Raw genomic sequence first — 15,945 nt, forward strand, 5'->3', positions numbered from 1 at the left:
CAAGTGCAAGTTTGGCGTAATGGCGATTTGCATTTATGCAAGTAATATTATGATTTACAATATAGCGTTTATGCAAATCAATGTCAACAATAATTTGCATAAATGCAATTTTTGGTGTATGATGTACCACAGACGAGGTAACGCATATGCAGATTGGTGAAAGACTTAAAAACAAAAGAAAAGAACTGGGAATATCTGTAGAGAGCATTGCAGAGCAGCTTGGTGTGTCCTATACGACCATATATCGCTACGAAGCATCAAGTATAAGCAAGATTCCTGTGGAAACATTTGATAAGATTTGCAAGATCTTAGGTGTCACACCGGCTGAACTGATGGGGAACGAGGAAGCCACAGATGCTGACAAGGAAGAGATTGCGAAGCTGCCAAATCACTTTGAGAATCCGCAGGAAGCAATTGAATTTATATTAAAAACACCGACGCTTGCTGCGTTTGGTGGTTATGACCCTAACCAGATGGATGAGGAGACAATTGTCGAATTTGCAAATGAGCTACTGGGCCATTTAAAAGTTATGAGTCATAGATATCAGACAAAGGGGGCTCCGGGGGATGAGAAAGCAGGAAATCGTTGATTTTGCAAATGGACTGAGGAATACATATCATACCAATGATCCATTTGAGATAGCCAAGATCTGGGGAATAAGGATATTAGAGCGTGATCATGGATTCAAGGGCTTTAAAGCGCAGGCTGTTAAGTTTCGTGGGTACGCTCCATACATAGCTATAAACTCTAATTACACGGAGGCATCAAAAAAGATCTTATGTGCTCATGAACTGGGACATATCTTTTTACATGATGAGACACTGAACTACTTCGCTGATATTGGCGGAAAGATTAATATGCAGTCAGAATATGAGGCAAACCTCTTTGTGCTGGCTCTTTTGGAGGACCAGGCAAGACTGAAGGTGGATATGACAGAGATTCCGCCGTATCTACTTCAGAATATTGTAGAACAGAGCATAGAGCTGAAAAAGTGAATATTTGCAAAGTCCTATTCGGGGCATGCGACAAAAAAGTCGCATGCCCCTTGTTATTGTGTGGAAAAGGGAAGAAACAACCAGGAGGAGTGAAGTGCAGAAAAAGCAGCCACCGTACTTGAAATATGTTCAAACCAGTTACTGGAGTCAGATTGATAACAAGGATAGATTTGAGGATACGCTTGTTATTTGCATTAAGAGTCAGCCTATTTCTCTGTCAGAATTATTGAAGATGGACTACTGGGCCATTGCTTATTTCATGTTTTGGACAGAACGTTATGCTGCAGAGTTCGATAAGGCCGAGGATTTTTTTGAAAGAATAGCGAATGAGGTTTTACCTGAGTATGATCTTGGCTATTGCTGCTTATCTGGAGGCGGTGGGTCGCATGAACCCATAATGGAGATAGATTTTAAGAGGAACTACGTTTATTACAAAGAGTACAGACTGGTTATGGTTATAGAAAAACGATTTACGCTAGTTCCGTTTGGCAGAAAGAAGAACGATGAAGATCCCCAATGTATCTATGCAAACGAGAAAAAGCTTAGAACATATGAGGAATTGGAGGCATATATAAGGGAGTGGCTTGCGAAGATAAAGAAAGATACAGACCCCTGTAAATCTGATAAAGAAGGATGCAACCATGAGGATAAAGAGGAAAAAGCGTAAGGTTAGGCAATTTACAATTCATATCCTTGCCGTTCCGGCATTTTCTGAGGATATGTTTGATGTCCCGCATAAACAGTGTGCGATTATTCTCCTCACGACTAGAACTACGCCGTTTCTTGATAGAACCGACATACCTAAGTTGGTCATCGATATCATTGATGTTGAAGATGAGAAGGAATATGGGGCCTTCAGGAGATACCATGCTAAAAGAGTTATTTATTTTGTAAGGCATTTACCCAAAGAGGTTACCGATTTATATGTATCGTGTTCTAAAGGGGGCTCTCGGAGCCCCGGGTGTGCAGCCGCGATAATGTTAATGTCAGGGAGAAGCGACAAAGATGTTTGGCTGAATCCATTTTATACACCCAATGTGCTAGTGTTTAAGGTCCTGTGCCGTGAATTCGGATTATTCATGCCTGATATACTGGTGGCAATAAGGCAACATATGAATGAACAGGCCTATAGAAAAGCGCAAAAGTTCAAGAATGCAGGTAAATATGAACGGTGGCAGATTCTGTGGTGATATCTTCAGCGTGATTCTAAAAGATTCACGCTGAAATTATGATGGCTTGTCATTTTCAATTGTATTTGCAATAGAACGGAAGCGCTCTTTAGTCATAAGTACTTGTATATGGTGGTTGCCAGCAGCAATGCTTACCACACCTGCTTCGCTAAGCTGATTCATGATTCTTTCAGCTCTTCTATAGCTAATCTTGAGCATTCTTTGCAGCATTCCTATAGACGCTCTTTGCCTTTCTGTAACAAGGATTCCGGCCTGGACAAAATATTCATCTGGATCTGAATTGGTATATATTGCTAAGTCAAGATAGTAGTAGTCGCTTTCATCAAAATGTATTTTTTTTATCTCCTGTTCTATATCCTGGTCATAAGGTGAACAGAATGCTTCTTTTTTAAGAAAATCAATGACATTCTTAATCTCTGTATCTGATACATATGCGCTTTGGATTCTCATCAGATGATGACTAATTCCTTGTGAAAAAAGAATATCACCATTTCCTATGAGTTTCTCGGCACCATATTGATTTAAAATAGTTCTGGAATCATCTTTGTTGGACACGGCAAATGCTAGTTTGCATGAAATATTGGCTTTAATAAGGCCGGTAAGGACATCTACCGAAGGGCGTTGAGTTGCGATTATCAGATGGATGCCTGCTGCTTTTGCATGCTGAGTTAATCTACATATGGCGTCTTCGACTTCGTAGGCGGATAACATCATAAGGTCAGCTAACTCATCTATTACGATTAGTATTCTTGGTATTGTTTTAATACTTAAGTTGTTACTTGCTCGAATATGATCGTTATATGCATTAATGTTTTTAACTCCTGAATTAGCAAATAATGTGCATCTTCTGACCATTTCACACACTGCCCAGCGCAAAACGTCAATTGCTTTAACTGGATCTGTAACTACAGGAAGTAAGAGATGAGGAATTCCATTATAGACTGAAAACTCGGCTATCTTAGGATCAATCAGTACCATCCGTATATCTTCAGGACTCGTACTAAAAAGAATACTCATGATTATTGTATTTATCCATATAGACTCTCCTGATCCTGTGGAGCCACCAACGAGAAGATGCTGCATAGTAGAAATGTCTGAAAACACGGCATTTCCAGCGGGATCCTTTCCTAAGGCAACGGTAAGTTCTGATGTGGAGTTCTTATGCTCAAGCAATTCTAATAGCTCTCGAAGTGCAACTATATGCTTTTTTTGATTGGGGATTTCAAGACCAATAGCAGCCTTTCCAGGAACAGGGATTTCCATTCTTATGTTTTCCGTAGCCAGATGAAGTTTTAATTCATCCTCCAAACTTAGAATTTCACTGATTCTAACGTCAGGTTCTGGTTTTAACTCAAAGCGTGTGACGGTCGGGCCTTGACTCATCTCTAAAATCCCCATCGGTATATTGAATGCTTTGAGTATGTCTTGTAGTTTATTTGCAGTTTCTATCAGCTCTTGTTTACTAGTAGGATTACTAACTTCTTTTCCTTTTTCTAGAAGGTCAAGAGGGGGATAAATATATTCATTACTCATTGTTGATTCTCCTTATGAATGCTATATGAATGAATACTAATTTATAGCATGCGACAAAAAAGCCGCATGCCCCTTGTTATTGTATAGAAAACGACAGAAACACTTAAAACGTATAAAGAAAAGAGAGGAGACATTCCATGATAAAGATGACATCTGCATATGCGAACAAGCTTATTAAGAAACTAAAGGAAGACAAGGTATATTGGAGAGAACTGGAAAATGCTAGGCACAAGTACATTGTAGGACAGGGAGAAGAAGCAATAATCCCTGAGTATGATTTCCTTGAGGTTCATAGAACTATTGCGGAGATTGACGACAAGATCATTAAGATCAAGCATGCACTGAACGTATCTAATTCAATTAATACCGTTGAGGTTGAAGGAGAGAAATACACCATAGATATGCTTCTTGTGAAAATGGCGCAGATGACAGAAAGAAAAGCTGTGCTGGGGGCGATGAGAAAACTTACGCCTAAGACAAGAGTGACAGAATCTGGCTATGGTAGGTATAGCAAAACATACACATCGGATATCCAGTGTATTAACTTTGATATGGATGTGGTTAAGGCCGAATATGACAACATTGAGACCTTTATGAATGCGCTTCTGCTTACCCTTGATAAGTACAATCAGACTGTAGAATTTGAAGTCGATATTTAAGCATTTTTCCGGGCTGTAGTCATTGAAGTTTCTTTTACCCAGAATAGGGCTGTTTGTGTTAGGTTCAAATGTTAGTGACAATGATTATTCTGTTATTTGTTATCATGTATGGTTTATTGTTCAACAAACCCCTTCAGTATTTACAACTTCACTGCCTATGTGCCAAAAACTTCCTCCTCCGTGGAGGTGGCATGGAAGTTCGGTTATACATGCCAATTCTCATTACTGCATGGACAGCATTTGTCCGACAAGCATTCTATACTAATGCTTAGGAGACATGGATATATGAGGAAACTAATCAAATCAAAAGACAAATTTATTACCTGTCCATTAGAGAATCTGTCTCTAAGAGCAGTTTTAGGAGAGCACTTTGTTCTGGATGAAGGTGTGTACAAGGTTTCGGACCCGCTGTTTAAGATTGTCCCGGGTACTCCTGAAATTTTAGATGGAAACCTGACACCATTGGATATAGATCTTTTCATATATGGTGGTTACTCCTGGTACATTTCGTATTATGGAGAGATGGAATCATCTGAAAGTGGCTTTGAACCAAGAAAGATTTATGCAATCTCCGCGTTCTATGAAGAGGACGGGCATGGAAATAAGATGACATTTTTGGCGAGGAGAATTGTTGCTAAGGATGAAAAAGACAGGCAGGCCAACATTAATCTTAAGGACGATGTAAGTAGAGCCCTGTATGAGCATCTTTCATATCTGCGGGATAAGCGTGTTGGCTGGGTTGAGGCTGCGGGTGACTTGGAAAAGTGCGTCAGTATGGTATATCCGCTAATGGATATCATTGATCCTGAGGACCTGAAGTTTGAACGTGGCTTTGAGGAAATGCTTATTAGTTTGGATCAGTTTCATTATGATAGAACCTTAAGAAATGGCGACGTGACCTCTTGGCTTATTGCCTATGGGAATAGAGGCTGAAGAAGAGGACCTGGATATGAGTACAATCAAACGGGGAAATTCCTGCTTTGAAGAAACTACCCGGTATCAAAGGCTTCACGAAAAACCTACGAACAAGGTGAAGCGATGGATAAAAAATGCTAAACATGTTTATCAACGTGCCAGGTATGGTTTTTGCGAGGCGGATATCTGGGAGATGGACACATGGTTTTTGAAGACTGTACCTGCCATGCTTGAGCATCTTAAGGAATCGCATTTAGATTATCCTCAGAGAATCTATGAATACATGACTGTATCTGAAGATTATGATCCTAATGGTGAGTTGGCATTTCAGCGATGGGATGAGATTCTATCTGAAATAATCAGGCTTTTTGATGAGGTATACGCATATGGAGAAAAAGTATCTGCGACGCATCCGTTCCTTGGAGATGAGGAAAAAGAGAAGCAGCGAGAAGATATTAAAAACAAGGCATTTACATTGTTTTCTGAGTGGTTTTTTGATTTGTGGTGGTAGCATCTGATGTGTGGAATAGAGGTTTCATGCATGCTTCAGGTATGTGAGTGATGAAAAGTTTATTAGATGACGTGGTGGACACTTTTTGTCCATCACGTTTTTTATACTGTTCCGTACAAAAACCGAAAAAGCTCATACGAGAGGGATAAAAAATGACATATAAAGTGCTGGTAGATGGGAGAGAGCGTATTGTTTATGTTCACTGTAAGTCTTTTGACAATGCATGGAATATAAGGGCTAGAGTGGGCGTGATGCGGTATTTTTTAATCAACGAAGGCGCTAAAGATGTTGAGGTGCTTGATTATGATTTATCTGACAGTAGGCATGGAGAGCATCTTGATATTAGTTTTGAAACTCCTTGGGATGGCTTCTATGCCCTGCAAAAAGAGGAAGTTGCAAAAACTGAAGAAGAAAAAAGAGTATGCGATATGCTCTATGCGGGCAAAGGCTATATAGATTGCATGCTCGCATCTACTATGTCTCATGATGAATTTCGCGATTTCTATCAGAGGCTGGCGGATTGGGAAATTGCGCATTGCGGGAAATAGTTGTTGTGGATAAATGAACAATAGCACGTGAGGATTTTAATTGTTTTTTAATAATACAGAAAGACTATAAATAGTATGATTGTTGGTAGAAAGGATTGAGACATGAGCGTTAATAGCAATGATATCCTAAAAGGACTTAATCAAATATTTGATTTTCTTGGACCATACGGAGGGAGAATAACTATTGATGAGGACTGGGAATTTATCTGTAAGGTCTATATTGTAGATGGAATGTATGAGGTGAATATGTGGTCTTACGGTGGGGAAGAACACTGGAATCTTATAGATCCGTCTTTTAGGATAGAGGTGACTTTTGATGAAGATCGAAAGAAAATTGTAAGTGCTAAACCTATCGAATATTTCTCACAGTGGTTGGGTGGCGATCTTCTTATGAATGTGTATGATAACGCAGACAAGTATGAAGGTGACTGCGAAAGCATGGAGGAAGATATTAAAGAGCGGCTTTTAAGCTATATTGGAACGATAACCATAATAAGGCCATATCTAACAGATCCAAAGACAGTAGAGCGATATGAGGAATATGAAACCTCTTGAAATGGAGACCTATGACTGACATTAGAATTTATCAGGGCAATCAGATAGGCGGATGTGTTACCGTCATAACAGGAACTTATAAAGGTAAGACGCACAGGATAATGATTGATTACGGCTCATCTTTGGTTGGAAGCGAAACCAAGAAAGATTTTGAATACCCTTGGGATGATGAGCCTGTTGATGCTGTGTTTTTTACTCATTATCATGGCGACCATGTAGGAAGAATCATGGAGATTCCAGAGAACATTCCACTATATATGGGACCAATTGCGCAAAAGGCCATGATAAATATTCAGGAAGCGTTGGGGCATTCTGATAGGGTTCCGAATGCAGAAGAACACTTAAAAGAGGCAGAGTTACTGAAGAGCAAGCATGTAAGGTGCTTTCATTACAATGGTTCATACTACGATATTATCAGGGATATACCGGGTTTCTCTATTGAGCCCTATAGCGTGGACCATTCAGCATATGATGCCTACATGTTTTTAATAGAAACTAATGACGAGAGTAGAGACACTGGAAAATACGTAACTCTTCATACCGGGGATTTCCGTGGACATGGAAGACGAGGGCAGAAGATGATAGCTCTTATAAAGTCTTATGTTCACAAGTTTGGTAAGAGAAAAGTAGATGCGCTTGTAATAGAAGGAACTATGATGAGCAGGTCGAAAGAGAAGGTATTATCAGAGCCGCAGATGCAGTATAAGGCAGCCGAATACCTCAGTAGGCATAAGTATGCTTTTCTTGTGTGCTCGTCTACTAATGTTGACTCTCTTACAAGTTTTTACCAAGCGGCACAAATGGCGGCATATCCCGGAAAAAGATATATGTATGTATATAGCCCGTATTTCTTAAAACAACTGAGGCTATACAGTGATACTGCGGGGGCTTTTTCAGAAGTATACCGTTTTGAACATGTTGATTTGATCAATTTTAAGGCAGAATACAAATATGGACCATTTGATGATTCCATTACTCAGCTGGAAAGCATGAAGAAATATGGCTTTTTATTTGTTATCAAGCCTGAAGACTTCTGTGAGAAGTATGTAGATGCCTTTGTGGAGGCAAAAAAGGCAGGAGAGATAAAGGAAATGCCTGTTATCATCTATTCTATGTGGGATGGGTATATAGAAAAGGGCAATAAGGCAGCTAATCCTGAGTGGATCGATTTCTTCGAAAAGCAAGAACAAAAAGGAATTGAGGTTTATCATCTTCATACCAGTGGTCATGCGACACCCAGGATGCTTGCACAGGTTATAAATGCTGTTGATCCACAGGATGAGATAATCCCAATGCATACGGAGAAGCCAGAGGAGTTTAAAAATCTTCCGATTAAAGAACAACTCAAGGAAAGAATTCGGACATGAGGTAGCTGTTTAGCAATTTGCGTTATATCTGATAATTACGGCTAACAGTAAGAGCAAAATGAAACGATGATGAAAATAACAATGTTTTCTCGTCCTAGAAGGAGGCTTGATATGGGTATGGTAGAACGAAGAGAATTAAGTAATCATGAGAAAAATGTTTTGGAAAGCATGCCTGACCACAGATCCATTTCTGATCCATTAAAAACGGCTTTTGTTTCGGGAGGATTGTTTGAGTTTAGGAAATATGTTTTAGGTAAAAATCACGATACAAGTGACAAGCATAAAAGAATAGCAATATTACTAAGAGGAAATAATAATAGGATAATTTTGTATAAATATAATCATAAAATCTCAGAATTATCGGCTCGAGAAATACAAGGCAAGGTTATTTGTACTGTAAAGTTTGATTTTAATCATGCACGATATACAGATGATTGGTACAAGAAGTGGTGCACTCTTGAAAATCTAGGCTTTAGCATAGGCGAGAGCAAAACTGCTGAATATCTTCCGCAAGAGCTTACGGAAAAGGCAACAAATGGTCTTATTGCTAAGAAACTTATTAAAGTAACAAGAAACAAACATAGTGTGGTTAATGGTGGTGAAATCGGAACTATTAGTTGTTCAAGAGAGAGATTCGATGATAAGTTTGTTGAGAAATGTCTTGGTATTTTTGAAGAATTAGTCGAGGACTTTTTTGCAAGCGCAACAATGGATTATTTCAGAGAAGCAGTTTCTTTAAAGTATCCGGAAGCAAAAAACATATCAGGAAATGCAGCAAGTGTTTTTGTTGAGAAACGTTGGCAGCAAAGACTGCTATTCCATTTCAATAATCTGCAAGATGGCTATTACGCTTATGATTTAGAGTTTGCACAAAAGTTTCCAGATAAAGATTTTGTGGATAAACTTGCGCGAAAACTTGAAAATGATGAGTATAAAAAAGTTAAGGCAGCTGATATTAAAGCGGCGCTTGGTACGAATGAGCCAGACATGCTTGCTATAAGATATGAGGGAGGGAATCCTAAGGCTTTAGTTCTTATAGAAGTCAAGTCAACAGAAATTGCCTGCATGGGTGATTCTAGTGTTGAGAAGCATATGCAAGGAATGGCAGAATATGCCAAGCAGAGTATTTTCATATCCAAGAGAGTAACAGATGCTTATGAATCATTGAAGCAATATAAGGAAATGGGAATAATTGAATCAGGAGTTGAGATTAAAGGGCTTCCGGAGAATCCACCAGTAGAAAAGGTTCTATTGTTAACAAATTCTAATATATCAATCAATGAGTGCGGTAGCACAAAACCTAGTGCGTTGGATTATTATAAACAGAATAAGCAGTCGATTAAAAAATGGTCAGACGAATATAAGTGTGATGTGTGGATTACAGAGAGTAATTATTTTGATAACGACATAAAAATACAACCAGCCACCTATTAATGCTTTTAGAATAAAAATTTGGGTGACAACCCTGTTGTCGCCGGGCAATGATAATCTAAGTAAAACGATACAGAATTGAGGAAGCAGATATGATGACCATTAACGGGTTAAGCAAAAACTGGGCCAGACTGATCCAGTGTTTTGGGCTGACCGATGACCAGGTAAAAGAGGTCGAAAAGAATGTCCCAACTGGAAGCTGCGAAGTTATGAAGGTGGATTGTTTTACAGATATCATTGCAATGCCACAGATGGTGGCGATTGTTGTCTGGGATGAGATGTCTGAGATAGACAAAGGTTCTTTTGATGAGTTCTTTACTGAGATATCACCATTCCCCGAGACTCTGGTAGTGATTGGTAATGCAGATTTGAATTCAGAGCTGAAACGGCAGGTGCAAGAGTATGATTCCTATGAATCGTTGGCGCAGAACCTTAAATATGTTCTACTTGGAGCATATAAGAAGACCAAGAAGAACGAGAACTTTAGCTCTAACATAGCAAATGCATTATTCATCCTAAAAGAGATTAAGAACAGACCTTATATTACAACAAAACAACTTGCTGATGCCTTGGAGCTATCTCCCAGGACAGTTCAGCGTTATATTGAGACACTTCGAGTGGCCGGTGAGTGGATAGAATATGACACGTCCCATAAAGGCTGGAAGCTAGGGGCTTGTGAGTCGTTTTTCACAGAAGGCGTGTGGGAAGATTGATATGATTAAGTGATGAGGATGCAGCTATTGCTGCATCCTCATCATCGCTTAATCATTCTTACAAATTTGAATCACGTCTCGCCCATTGGATTCAGCATACTTTATTGTTTCAAGGGTGCCGCCTGGAGCTCCGGTGTATACCGCTATAACCCTTGACGAATGGTCGACCATCCACTCGTTTCTAGCATAGAAAGCCGCTCTTCCGGGCTTGTTTCTAACAAATACATGGTCATCTGCCAGTTTGAAAATATCATTATACCTCTCAATCCAGTTGCTTTCCCATTGCCTTTCCATTCCAGGGAACGCACATGCGGCAAAGAGCCTTATATTCTCGTGCTCTTTTTTCTTCTTAAGGACTATCTCTGCCGCCCAGATATCAACTCCTCTTTGCATACCGCTAATAAAATCGGTATATCCATTCTCAATCGCGGCATCTATCTGCTGGTCAAGCCAATTGACAACCTTCTCTTCACTGTATTGATTTAGGCGTTCCGGTCTATGACCGGTAAATGAACAAGCATGCTTTACATCTATTTCTTTCATCATCAGGTCCCTCCTTGTCAGAGAAGGGTATCAAACACTATGTGAAAAAATTTGTTCATGCCGCCAAGTATGATAAAACCGAGGTTCTATAAGTGGACCAAAAAATAACAACAGTAATGAATGTGAGTGGCCAGAAGTTGTCCACCTCATTTTCTATACTAAACAATGGGTTTTATCACCCTTTGTTTTGAGGAAGAATGCCGTATTTATGCGGCTTGGAGGGGTTATGGGTAGAAAGAAGGACAAGAGAAAATGGGATCCTGACGAGATTGAATTTGATCTCGATAAGCTCTCGGAATATATGAAAAATCTTAAGCCCGGGCAGTACGCTGATGTGGACGATATGGTTGCTCAGTGTGCGTCTACAGATTTTAATCTGGAAAAACTCTCCAGATATGTCAGTGGGATAAGGCCTGGGGAATACCTGGTGTTTGATAAGCTTGTTATTTCGTGTTCCGAGGATGGTTTTGAAATACAGGAGATTGATGTTGAGGGGGAAAATGATTCATGAATAAGCCTTTTCTGCAGGCATTTCCAACGCTTGCGTTGGATGCATCTACAAAAGACATCTTTAAAGATGTCGTCATAGATAAGATCTCATCAACCAGAAAGCAGGATTTTATTCGTATTTATATCTCCAGCAGCATTCTGATCGAGAAACCAGAGATATATAAGGTAGAAAAAGAAATTAAAGACCAGCTCTTTTCCGGGCTGTCCGTTACAGTAAAGATTTACGAGAAGTACAACCTGTCCTCACAGTATACTCCAGAGTATTTGTTTGAACTGTACCGTGACAGTATCTTTGTCGAGCTCAAAGCCTATGACCCCATAGAATACACACTGGTAAGAAAGGCTGACTTCTGGTTTGGCGAGGATTATAAGGTTGTCATTTACCTTGAAGATACTGTTATTGCCAGGAAAAAAGCTCAGGATATCGCTCGCGTCTTTGAAAAGATATTTAACGAGCGTTGTGGACTGGGAGCTTCTGTGAGCGTGGATTATAAAGAGGCTTCAGAAGAGACAACCAGAGTCAACTACTCAGAAGAGGTAGTGGTGAGGGCTGTTAAAACGGAGGAAGCGGCAGATAAAGAAAAGCCTGAGGCTGAACCCAAGGAAAAGAAAGACTCCAAGGCCAAAGGAAAGGGCTTTGGAAATGGGAAGGGCTCTTATAAGAACGGATCCTTTGTCAGATCCAAGCTTCCTGATGATCCCAACGTTATATATGGAAAGAACTTTGAGGATGAGGCTTCTGCGATTGAGAATATCCTCGGCGATGGAGATGAGGTAACTATTCGAGGCAAGGTTCTAAGCTATGAATGCAAGCCATATAAGCAGAATGAACGTGCGATTCTTATGTTTGTCGTATCGGATTTTACTGACAGCATAAAGGTCAAAATCTTTGTGGCGGCTGAAGCTGTGCCTGAGCTTGAGAAAAAGATTTATCCTGGAGCCTTCCTTAAAATCAAGGGAATGGCACTGATGGATAAGTTCGATCATGAAGTGTCTATGCAGAGCATTACCGGCATAAAGACGATTCCTGATTTCACAGAGAAAAGAGTAGATAACTCTGCGAAAAAGAGAGTTGAACTACACTGCCATACAAAAATGAGCGACATGGATGGTGTATCAAGCGCAGGCGATATCATAGCTCAGGCATATGCATGGGGGATGCCTGGTATAGCCATAACAGACCACGGTGTTGTTCAGGGACTGACAGAAGGATATCACTACATTCAGAAATATAAGGACAAGCATAAGGATTCTGATATTGACCAGTTCAAGATGATTCTAGGAGTTGAAGGCTACCTTGTTGATGACTTTTTCAAGATAGTTCTTAACAACAAGGGACAGCAGTTGAAGGGCAGTACCCTGGTCGTATTTGATCTCGAAACCATAGGATTGTCTCCTGTAAAGGGCAAGATAATCGAGATTGGGGCGGTGAAGATAAAAGAAGGAACAGTGATCGGGCGCTTTTCGCAGTTTGTTGATCCCAAGATTCCGATACCGCCCTACACAACCAGGCTTACCAGCATTACAGATGACATGGTTATTGGTGAACCTACAATAGAGCAGGCTTTGCCAAAGTTCTTGGATTTTTGCGGAGACTGCGTTCTTGTAGGCCACAATGTTTCTTTTGATATCGGTTTTATTAAGGAAAACTGTAAGCGACTTGGGATTGAGAATGAGTTCACTTGTATAGATACTATGGGCCTTTCCAGAGCTTTTTATCCGGAGCAGGCAAGACACAATCTTGATGCTGTGTGTAAAAAGCTTGAAGTTGTAAATGAGCACCACCACAGAGCAATAGCTGATGCTGAGTGCACTGCGCAGATATATGAAAAGTTTGAGCAGAAGCTTTTTGAAAGAGAAATCTTTGACCTGGAGAAGCTAAAAGAATTGGAGGAGCTTAGCCCAGAGGCCATAAAGAGACTGCCGTCTCATCACGTAATTCTATTGGCGACTGACGTTATCGGAAGGACTAACCTGTATACCCTTATCAGCAAATCCCACCTGGATTATTTCCATGGAAAACCGCGTATGCCAAAGAGCGAGATCATGAAGTACAGGGAGGAACTGATCATTGGATCCGCGTGTTGCGCAGGAGAGGTGTATGAAGCTGTTCTTGGAGGAAAACCAGAGGATGAGATTGCCAAGATAGTAGAATTTTACGATTACCTTGAGATTCAGCCGATTGCCAATAACCGTTTCATGATTGGCAGCGAGAAATTCGAAGGGATTACCTCAGAGGAAGATCTTAGAGATATTAACCGCGAGATAGTTGCACTTGGAGAAAAGTATGACAAGCCTGTTGTCGCAACCTGTGACGTACACTTCTTAAATCCGGAGGATGAGATATACAGGCGAGTCATCATGAAGATAAAGGGTATGGATGATGAGGAACCAGCACCGTTATACCTTCGCACCACAGAGGAGATGCTTAAGGAGTTCGAATATCTCGGGGAGGAAAAGGCCAGAGAAGTTGTAATAGAAAATTCTAATAGAATTGCTAATAGATGTAAAAATATAGCTCCCGTAAGGCCTGACAAATGTCCGCCTGTTATCGAGAACTCTGATGAGACCCTCAGGAAGATATGCTACGAAAAGATTCACGAAATCTATGGCGAGCAGCTTCCGCCAATAGTTGAAGAGAGACTGGAAAAAGAGCTTAAGTCCATTATAGGCAACGGCTATGCGGTTCTTTACATTATTGCTCAGAAGCTCGTATGGAAATCCTTGGAAGATGGATATCTCGTTGGATCCAGAGGATCAGTAGGGTCATCTTTTGTGGCCTTTGCAGCTGGAATCACTGAGGTTAACTCTTTGCCGCCGCACTATCTATGCCCCAACTGTAAATACAGTGACTTTGACAGTGAGGACGTTCTGAAGTACTCAGGAAACTCAGGTTGTGACATGCCTGATAAGATGTGTCCGAAGTGCGGTACCAAGATGAAGAAGGATGGCTTTGACATTCCATTTGAGACATTCCTGGGCTTTAAGGGAGACAAAGAGCCTGATATCGACCTTAACTTTTCCGGCGAATACCAGGCCAAAGCCCATAAGTACACGGAAGTTATCTTTGGAGAAGGCCAGACCTTCAGAGCCGGAACTATAGCATCTGTTGCGGACAAAACAGCCTATGGATATGTAAAGAAGTACTTTGAACTTGAGAACATCACAAAGAGGAACGCAGAGGTAGAGCGTATCGCTCAGGGATGTATTGGTGTGCGCCGAGGAACCGGCCAGCATCCGGGAGGCATTATCGTTCTTCCTGTGGGAGAGAACATACACAGTTTTACACCAATTCAGCACCCGGCTAATGATGTGCATACGCCTATAATCACTACACATTTTGACTACCACTCGATAGATCATAACCTGCTGAAGCTAGATATTCTTGGACATGATGATCCAACGATGATCAGGTTCCTGAATGATTGCACAGGACGAGATCCGCAGGAGGTGCCGCTTGACGATGAGAAGGTAATGTCTCTTTTCATGAATACAGAGGCGTTGGGTATTACTCCAAAGCAGATAAGCGGTACCAAGCTTGGCTGTTTGGGGCTTCCTGAGTTTGGAACAGACTTTGCCATGAACATGGTTATTGATGCTGCGCCTCAGTCCTTTTCCGATCTTATAAGGATTTCAGGTCTTTCTCATGGTACTGATGTATGGTTGGGCAATGCGAAAGACCTTATAGAAGCTGGTACAGCAACTCTTAGCTCCTGCATTTGTTGTAGAGACGATATCATGGTCTATCTGATCCATATGGGACTTGATAAGTCAGAGTCCTTCAAGATCATGGAGGCTGTGCGTAAAGGAAAAGTTGCTGCAGGTAAGGAGAACAACTGGGAGGATTGGAAGAAAGACATGCTGGATCACGGTGTCCCTGAATGGTACATCGAGTCCTGTCAGAAGATCCAGTACATGTTCCCTAAGGCTCATGCTGCGGCCTATGTAATGATGGCTTGGAGAATCGCTTATTTCAAGGTTTACATGCCGGAAGCATTTTATGCTGCATGGTTCTCAATAAGAGCGAAGGCAATAAATTACGAGAGGATGTTCCAGGGGCTTACGACCTTGAGGCGACATATGGCCGAGTACAGGGAAAAAGGGGATGAAATGACTGCCGCTGAGGAGGATGAACTTGCTGCTATGAGGCTGGCAGAGGAAATGTATGAAAGAGGAATTGAAGTAGAGCCTATCGATATCTATAGGGCTGATTCCAGGTCTTTTAAAGTATTCGGAAAAAAGATTATGCCGAGCCTTAAGAGTATCGACAAGCTTGGTGAAAAGGCTGCAGATCAGATAGTTGAGGCTGCGAAGAACGGTCCATTTACATCAAGGGATGACTTTAAGGCAAGAACCAAGTGCCCACAGGTTGTCATGGATACTATGCATCGCCTTGGTATGTTTGGAGATCTTCCAGAATCGAGCCAGCTCAGCATCTTTGATCTGATGGGGAAATAGGGAATTAGGAGAAGAT

Annotated in this window: 16 protein-coding genes; 14 read left to right on the forward strand and 2 right to left on the reverse strand. The window is 40.9% G+C overall.

What is annotated here, in order from left to right:
• The first annotated feature begins 146 nt into the window (after window positions 1–146).
• The 4 genes from G631_RS20180 to G631_RS0108625 all read left to right on the forward strand — a co-directional run bounded on the left by G631_RS20180 (window position 147) and on the right by G631_RS0108625 (window position 2,186).
• Window positions 147–590 carry a helix-turn-helix domain-containing protein gene (locus G631_RS20180; protein ID WP_026489105.1) on the forward strand — a complete coding sequence of 148 codons (444 nt, stop codon included), beginning with the start codon at window positions 147–149 and terminating at the stop codon, window positions 588–590.
• Window positions 568–996 (forward strand): ImmA/IrrE family metallo-endopeptidase, encoded by a 429-nt coding sequence (locus tag G631_RS20185; RefSeq protein WP_051192350.1) that lies wholly within the window; start codon window positions 568–570, stop codon window positions 994–996. Before G631_RS20180 ends, G631_RS20185 begins: the two co-directional genes overlap by 23 nt.
• Before the next feature lie 94 nt (window positions 997–1,090).
• On the forward strand, window positions 1,091–1,663 hold the full coding sequence (locus G631_RS0108620; protein ID WP_026489106.1) for a hypothetical protein: 573 nt from the start codon (window positions 1,091–1,093) through the stop codon (window positions 1,661–1,663).
• Window positions 1,638–2,186, forward strand: a complete 549-nt coding sequence (locus G631_RS0108625) for a hypothetical protein (protein ID WP_026489107.1) — start codon at window positions 1,638–1,640, stop codon at window positions 2,184–2,186. The genes G631_RS0108620 and G631_RS0108625 overlap by 26 nt, the downstream gene beginning before the upstream one ends.
• A gap of 36 nt (window positions 2,187–2,222) precedes the next feature.
• On the opposite strand, the gene G631_RS18630 is transcribed toward G631_RS0108625, so the two are convergent.
• Window positions 2,223–3,719 (reverse strand): DNA translocase FtsK, encoded by a 1,497-nt coding sequence (locus G631_RS18630; protein WP_051197064.1) that lies wholly within the window; start codon window positions 3,717–3,719, stop codon window positions 2,223–2,225.
• Between the two features lie 137 nt (window positions 3,720–3,856).
• Between G631_RS18630 and G631_RS0108635 the strand changes: the two genes are divergently transcribed.
• The 8 genes from G631_RS0108635 (at window position 3,857) to G631_RS0108670 (ending at window position 10,418) form a co-directional block, all read left to right on the forward strand.
• Window positions 3,857–4,378, forward strand: a complete 522-nt coding sequence (locus tag G631_RS0108635; protein WP_026489108.1) for a hypothetical protein — start codon at window positions 3,857–3,859, stop codon at window positions 4,376–4,378.
• Between the two features lie 285 nt (window positions 4,379–4,663).
• Window positions 4,664–5,311, forward strand: coding sequence for a hypothetical protein (locus tag G631_RS0108640; protein ID WP_026489109.1), 648 nt, complete (start codon window positions 4,664–4,666; stop codon window positions 5,309–5,311).
• A gap of 16 nt (window positions 5,312–5,327) precedes the next feature.
• Window positions 5,328–5,804 (forward strand): hypothetical protein, encoded by a 477-nt coding sequence (locus G631_RS0108645; protein WP_155833901.1) that lies wholly within the window; start codon window positions 5,328–5,330, stop codon window positions 5,802–5,804.
• 152 nt (window positions 5,805–5,956) lie between these two features.
• Window positions 5,957–6,352 carry a hypothetical protein gene (locus G631_RS0108650; RefSeq protein ID WP_026489111.1) on the forward strand — a complete coding sequence of 132 codons (396 nt, stop codon included), beginning with the start codon at window positions 5,957–5,959 and terminating at the stop codon, window positions 6,350–6,352.
• 102 nt (window positions 6,353–6,454) lie between these two features.
• Entirely contained in the window at window positions 6,455–6,907 is a 453-nt protein-coding gene (locus G631_RS0108655; RefSeq protein ID WP_026489112.1) for a hypothetical protein, read from the forward strand.
• A gap of 11 nt (window positions 6,908–6,918) precedes the next feature.
• Window positions 6,919–8,274: an MBL fold metallo-hydrolase gene (locus G631_RS0108660; RefSeq protein WP_035789566.1), complete on the forward strand. Its 1,356-nt coding sequence runs from the start codon at window positions 6,919–6,921 to the stop codon at window positions 8,272–8,274.
• 111 nt (window positions 8,275–8,385) lie between these two features.
• Entirely contained in the window at window positions 8,386–9,708 is a 1,323-nt protein-coding gene (locus G631_RS0108665) for a hypothetical protein (RefSeq protein ID WP_026489114.1), read from the forward strand.
• Window positions 9,709–9,797: 89 nt separating this feature from the next.
• The gene (locus G631_RS0108670) at window positions 9,798–10,418 is read left to right on the forward strand and encodes an HTH domain-containing protein (RefSeq protein WP_081671295.1); all 621 of its coding nucleotides are present in this window, start codon (window positions 9,798–9,800) and stop codon (window positions 10,416–10,418) included.
• Window positions 10,419–10,466: 48 nt separating this feature from the next.
• Here G631_RS0108670 and G631_RS20190 read toward each other — a convergent pair whose 3' ends face one another.
• Complete coding sequence (locus tag G631_RS20190; RefSeq protein WP_051197066.1) at window positions 10,467–10,964, reverse strand: SLOG family protein; 498 nt, start codon at window positions 10,962–10,964, stop codon at window positions 10,467–10,469.
• Window positions 10,965–11,187: 223 nt separating this feature from the next.
• Here G631_RS20190 and G631_RS0108680 point away from each other — a divergent pair, with 223 nt between their 5' ends.
• Both G631_RS0108680 and G631_RS0108685 read left to right on the forward strand, forming a co-directional pair.
• Window positions 11,188–11,472, forward strand: a complete 285-nt coding sequence (locus tag G631_RS0108680) for a hypothetical protein (protein WP_026489116.1) — start codon at window positions 11,188–11,190, stop codon at window positions 11,470–11,472.
• Complete coding sequence (locus G631_RS0108685; RefSeq protein WP_026489117.1) at window positions 11,469–15,929, forward strand: PolC-type DNA polymerase III; 4,461 nt, start codon at window positions 11,469–11,471, stop codon at window positions 15,927–15,929. The genes G631_RS0108680 and G631_RS0108685 overlap by 4 nt, the downstream gene beginning before the upstream one ends.
• The last annotated feature ends 16 nt before the right edge of the window (window positions 15,930–15,945 follow it).

The sequence above is a fragment of the Butyrivibrio sp. XBB1001 genome (genome assembly GCF_000424505.1).
GTDB lineage: Bacteria > Bacillota > Clostridia > Lachnospirales > Lachnospiraceae > Butyrivibrio.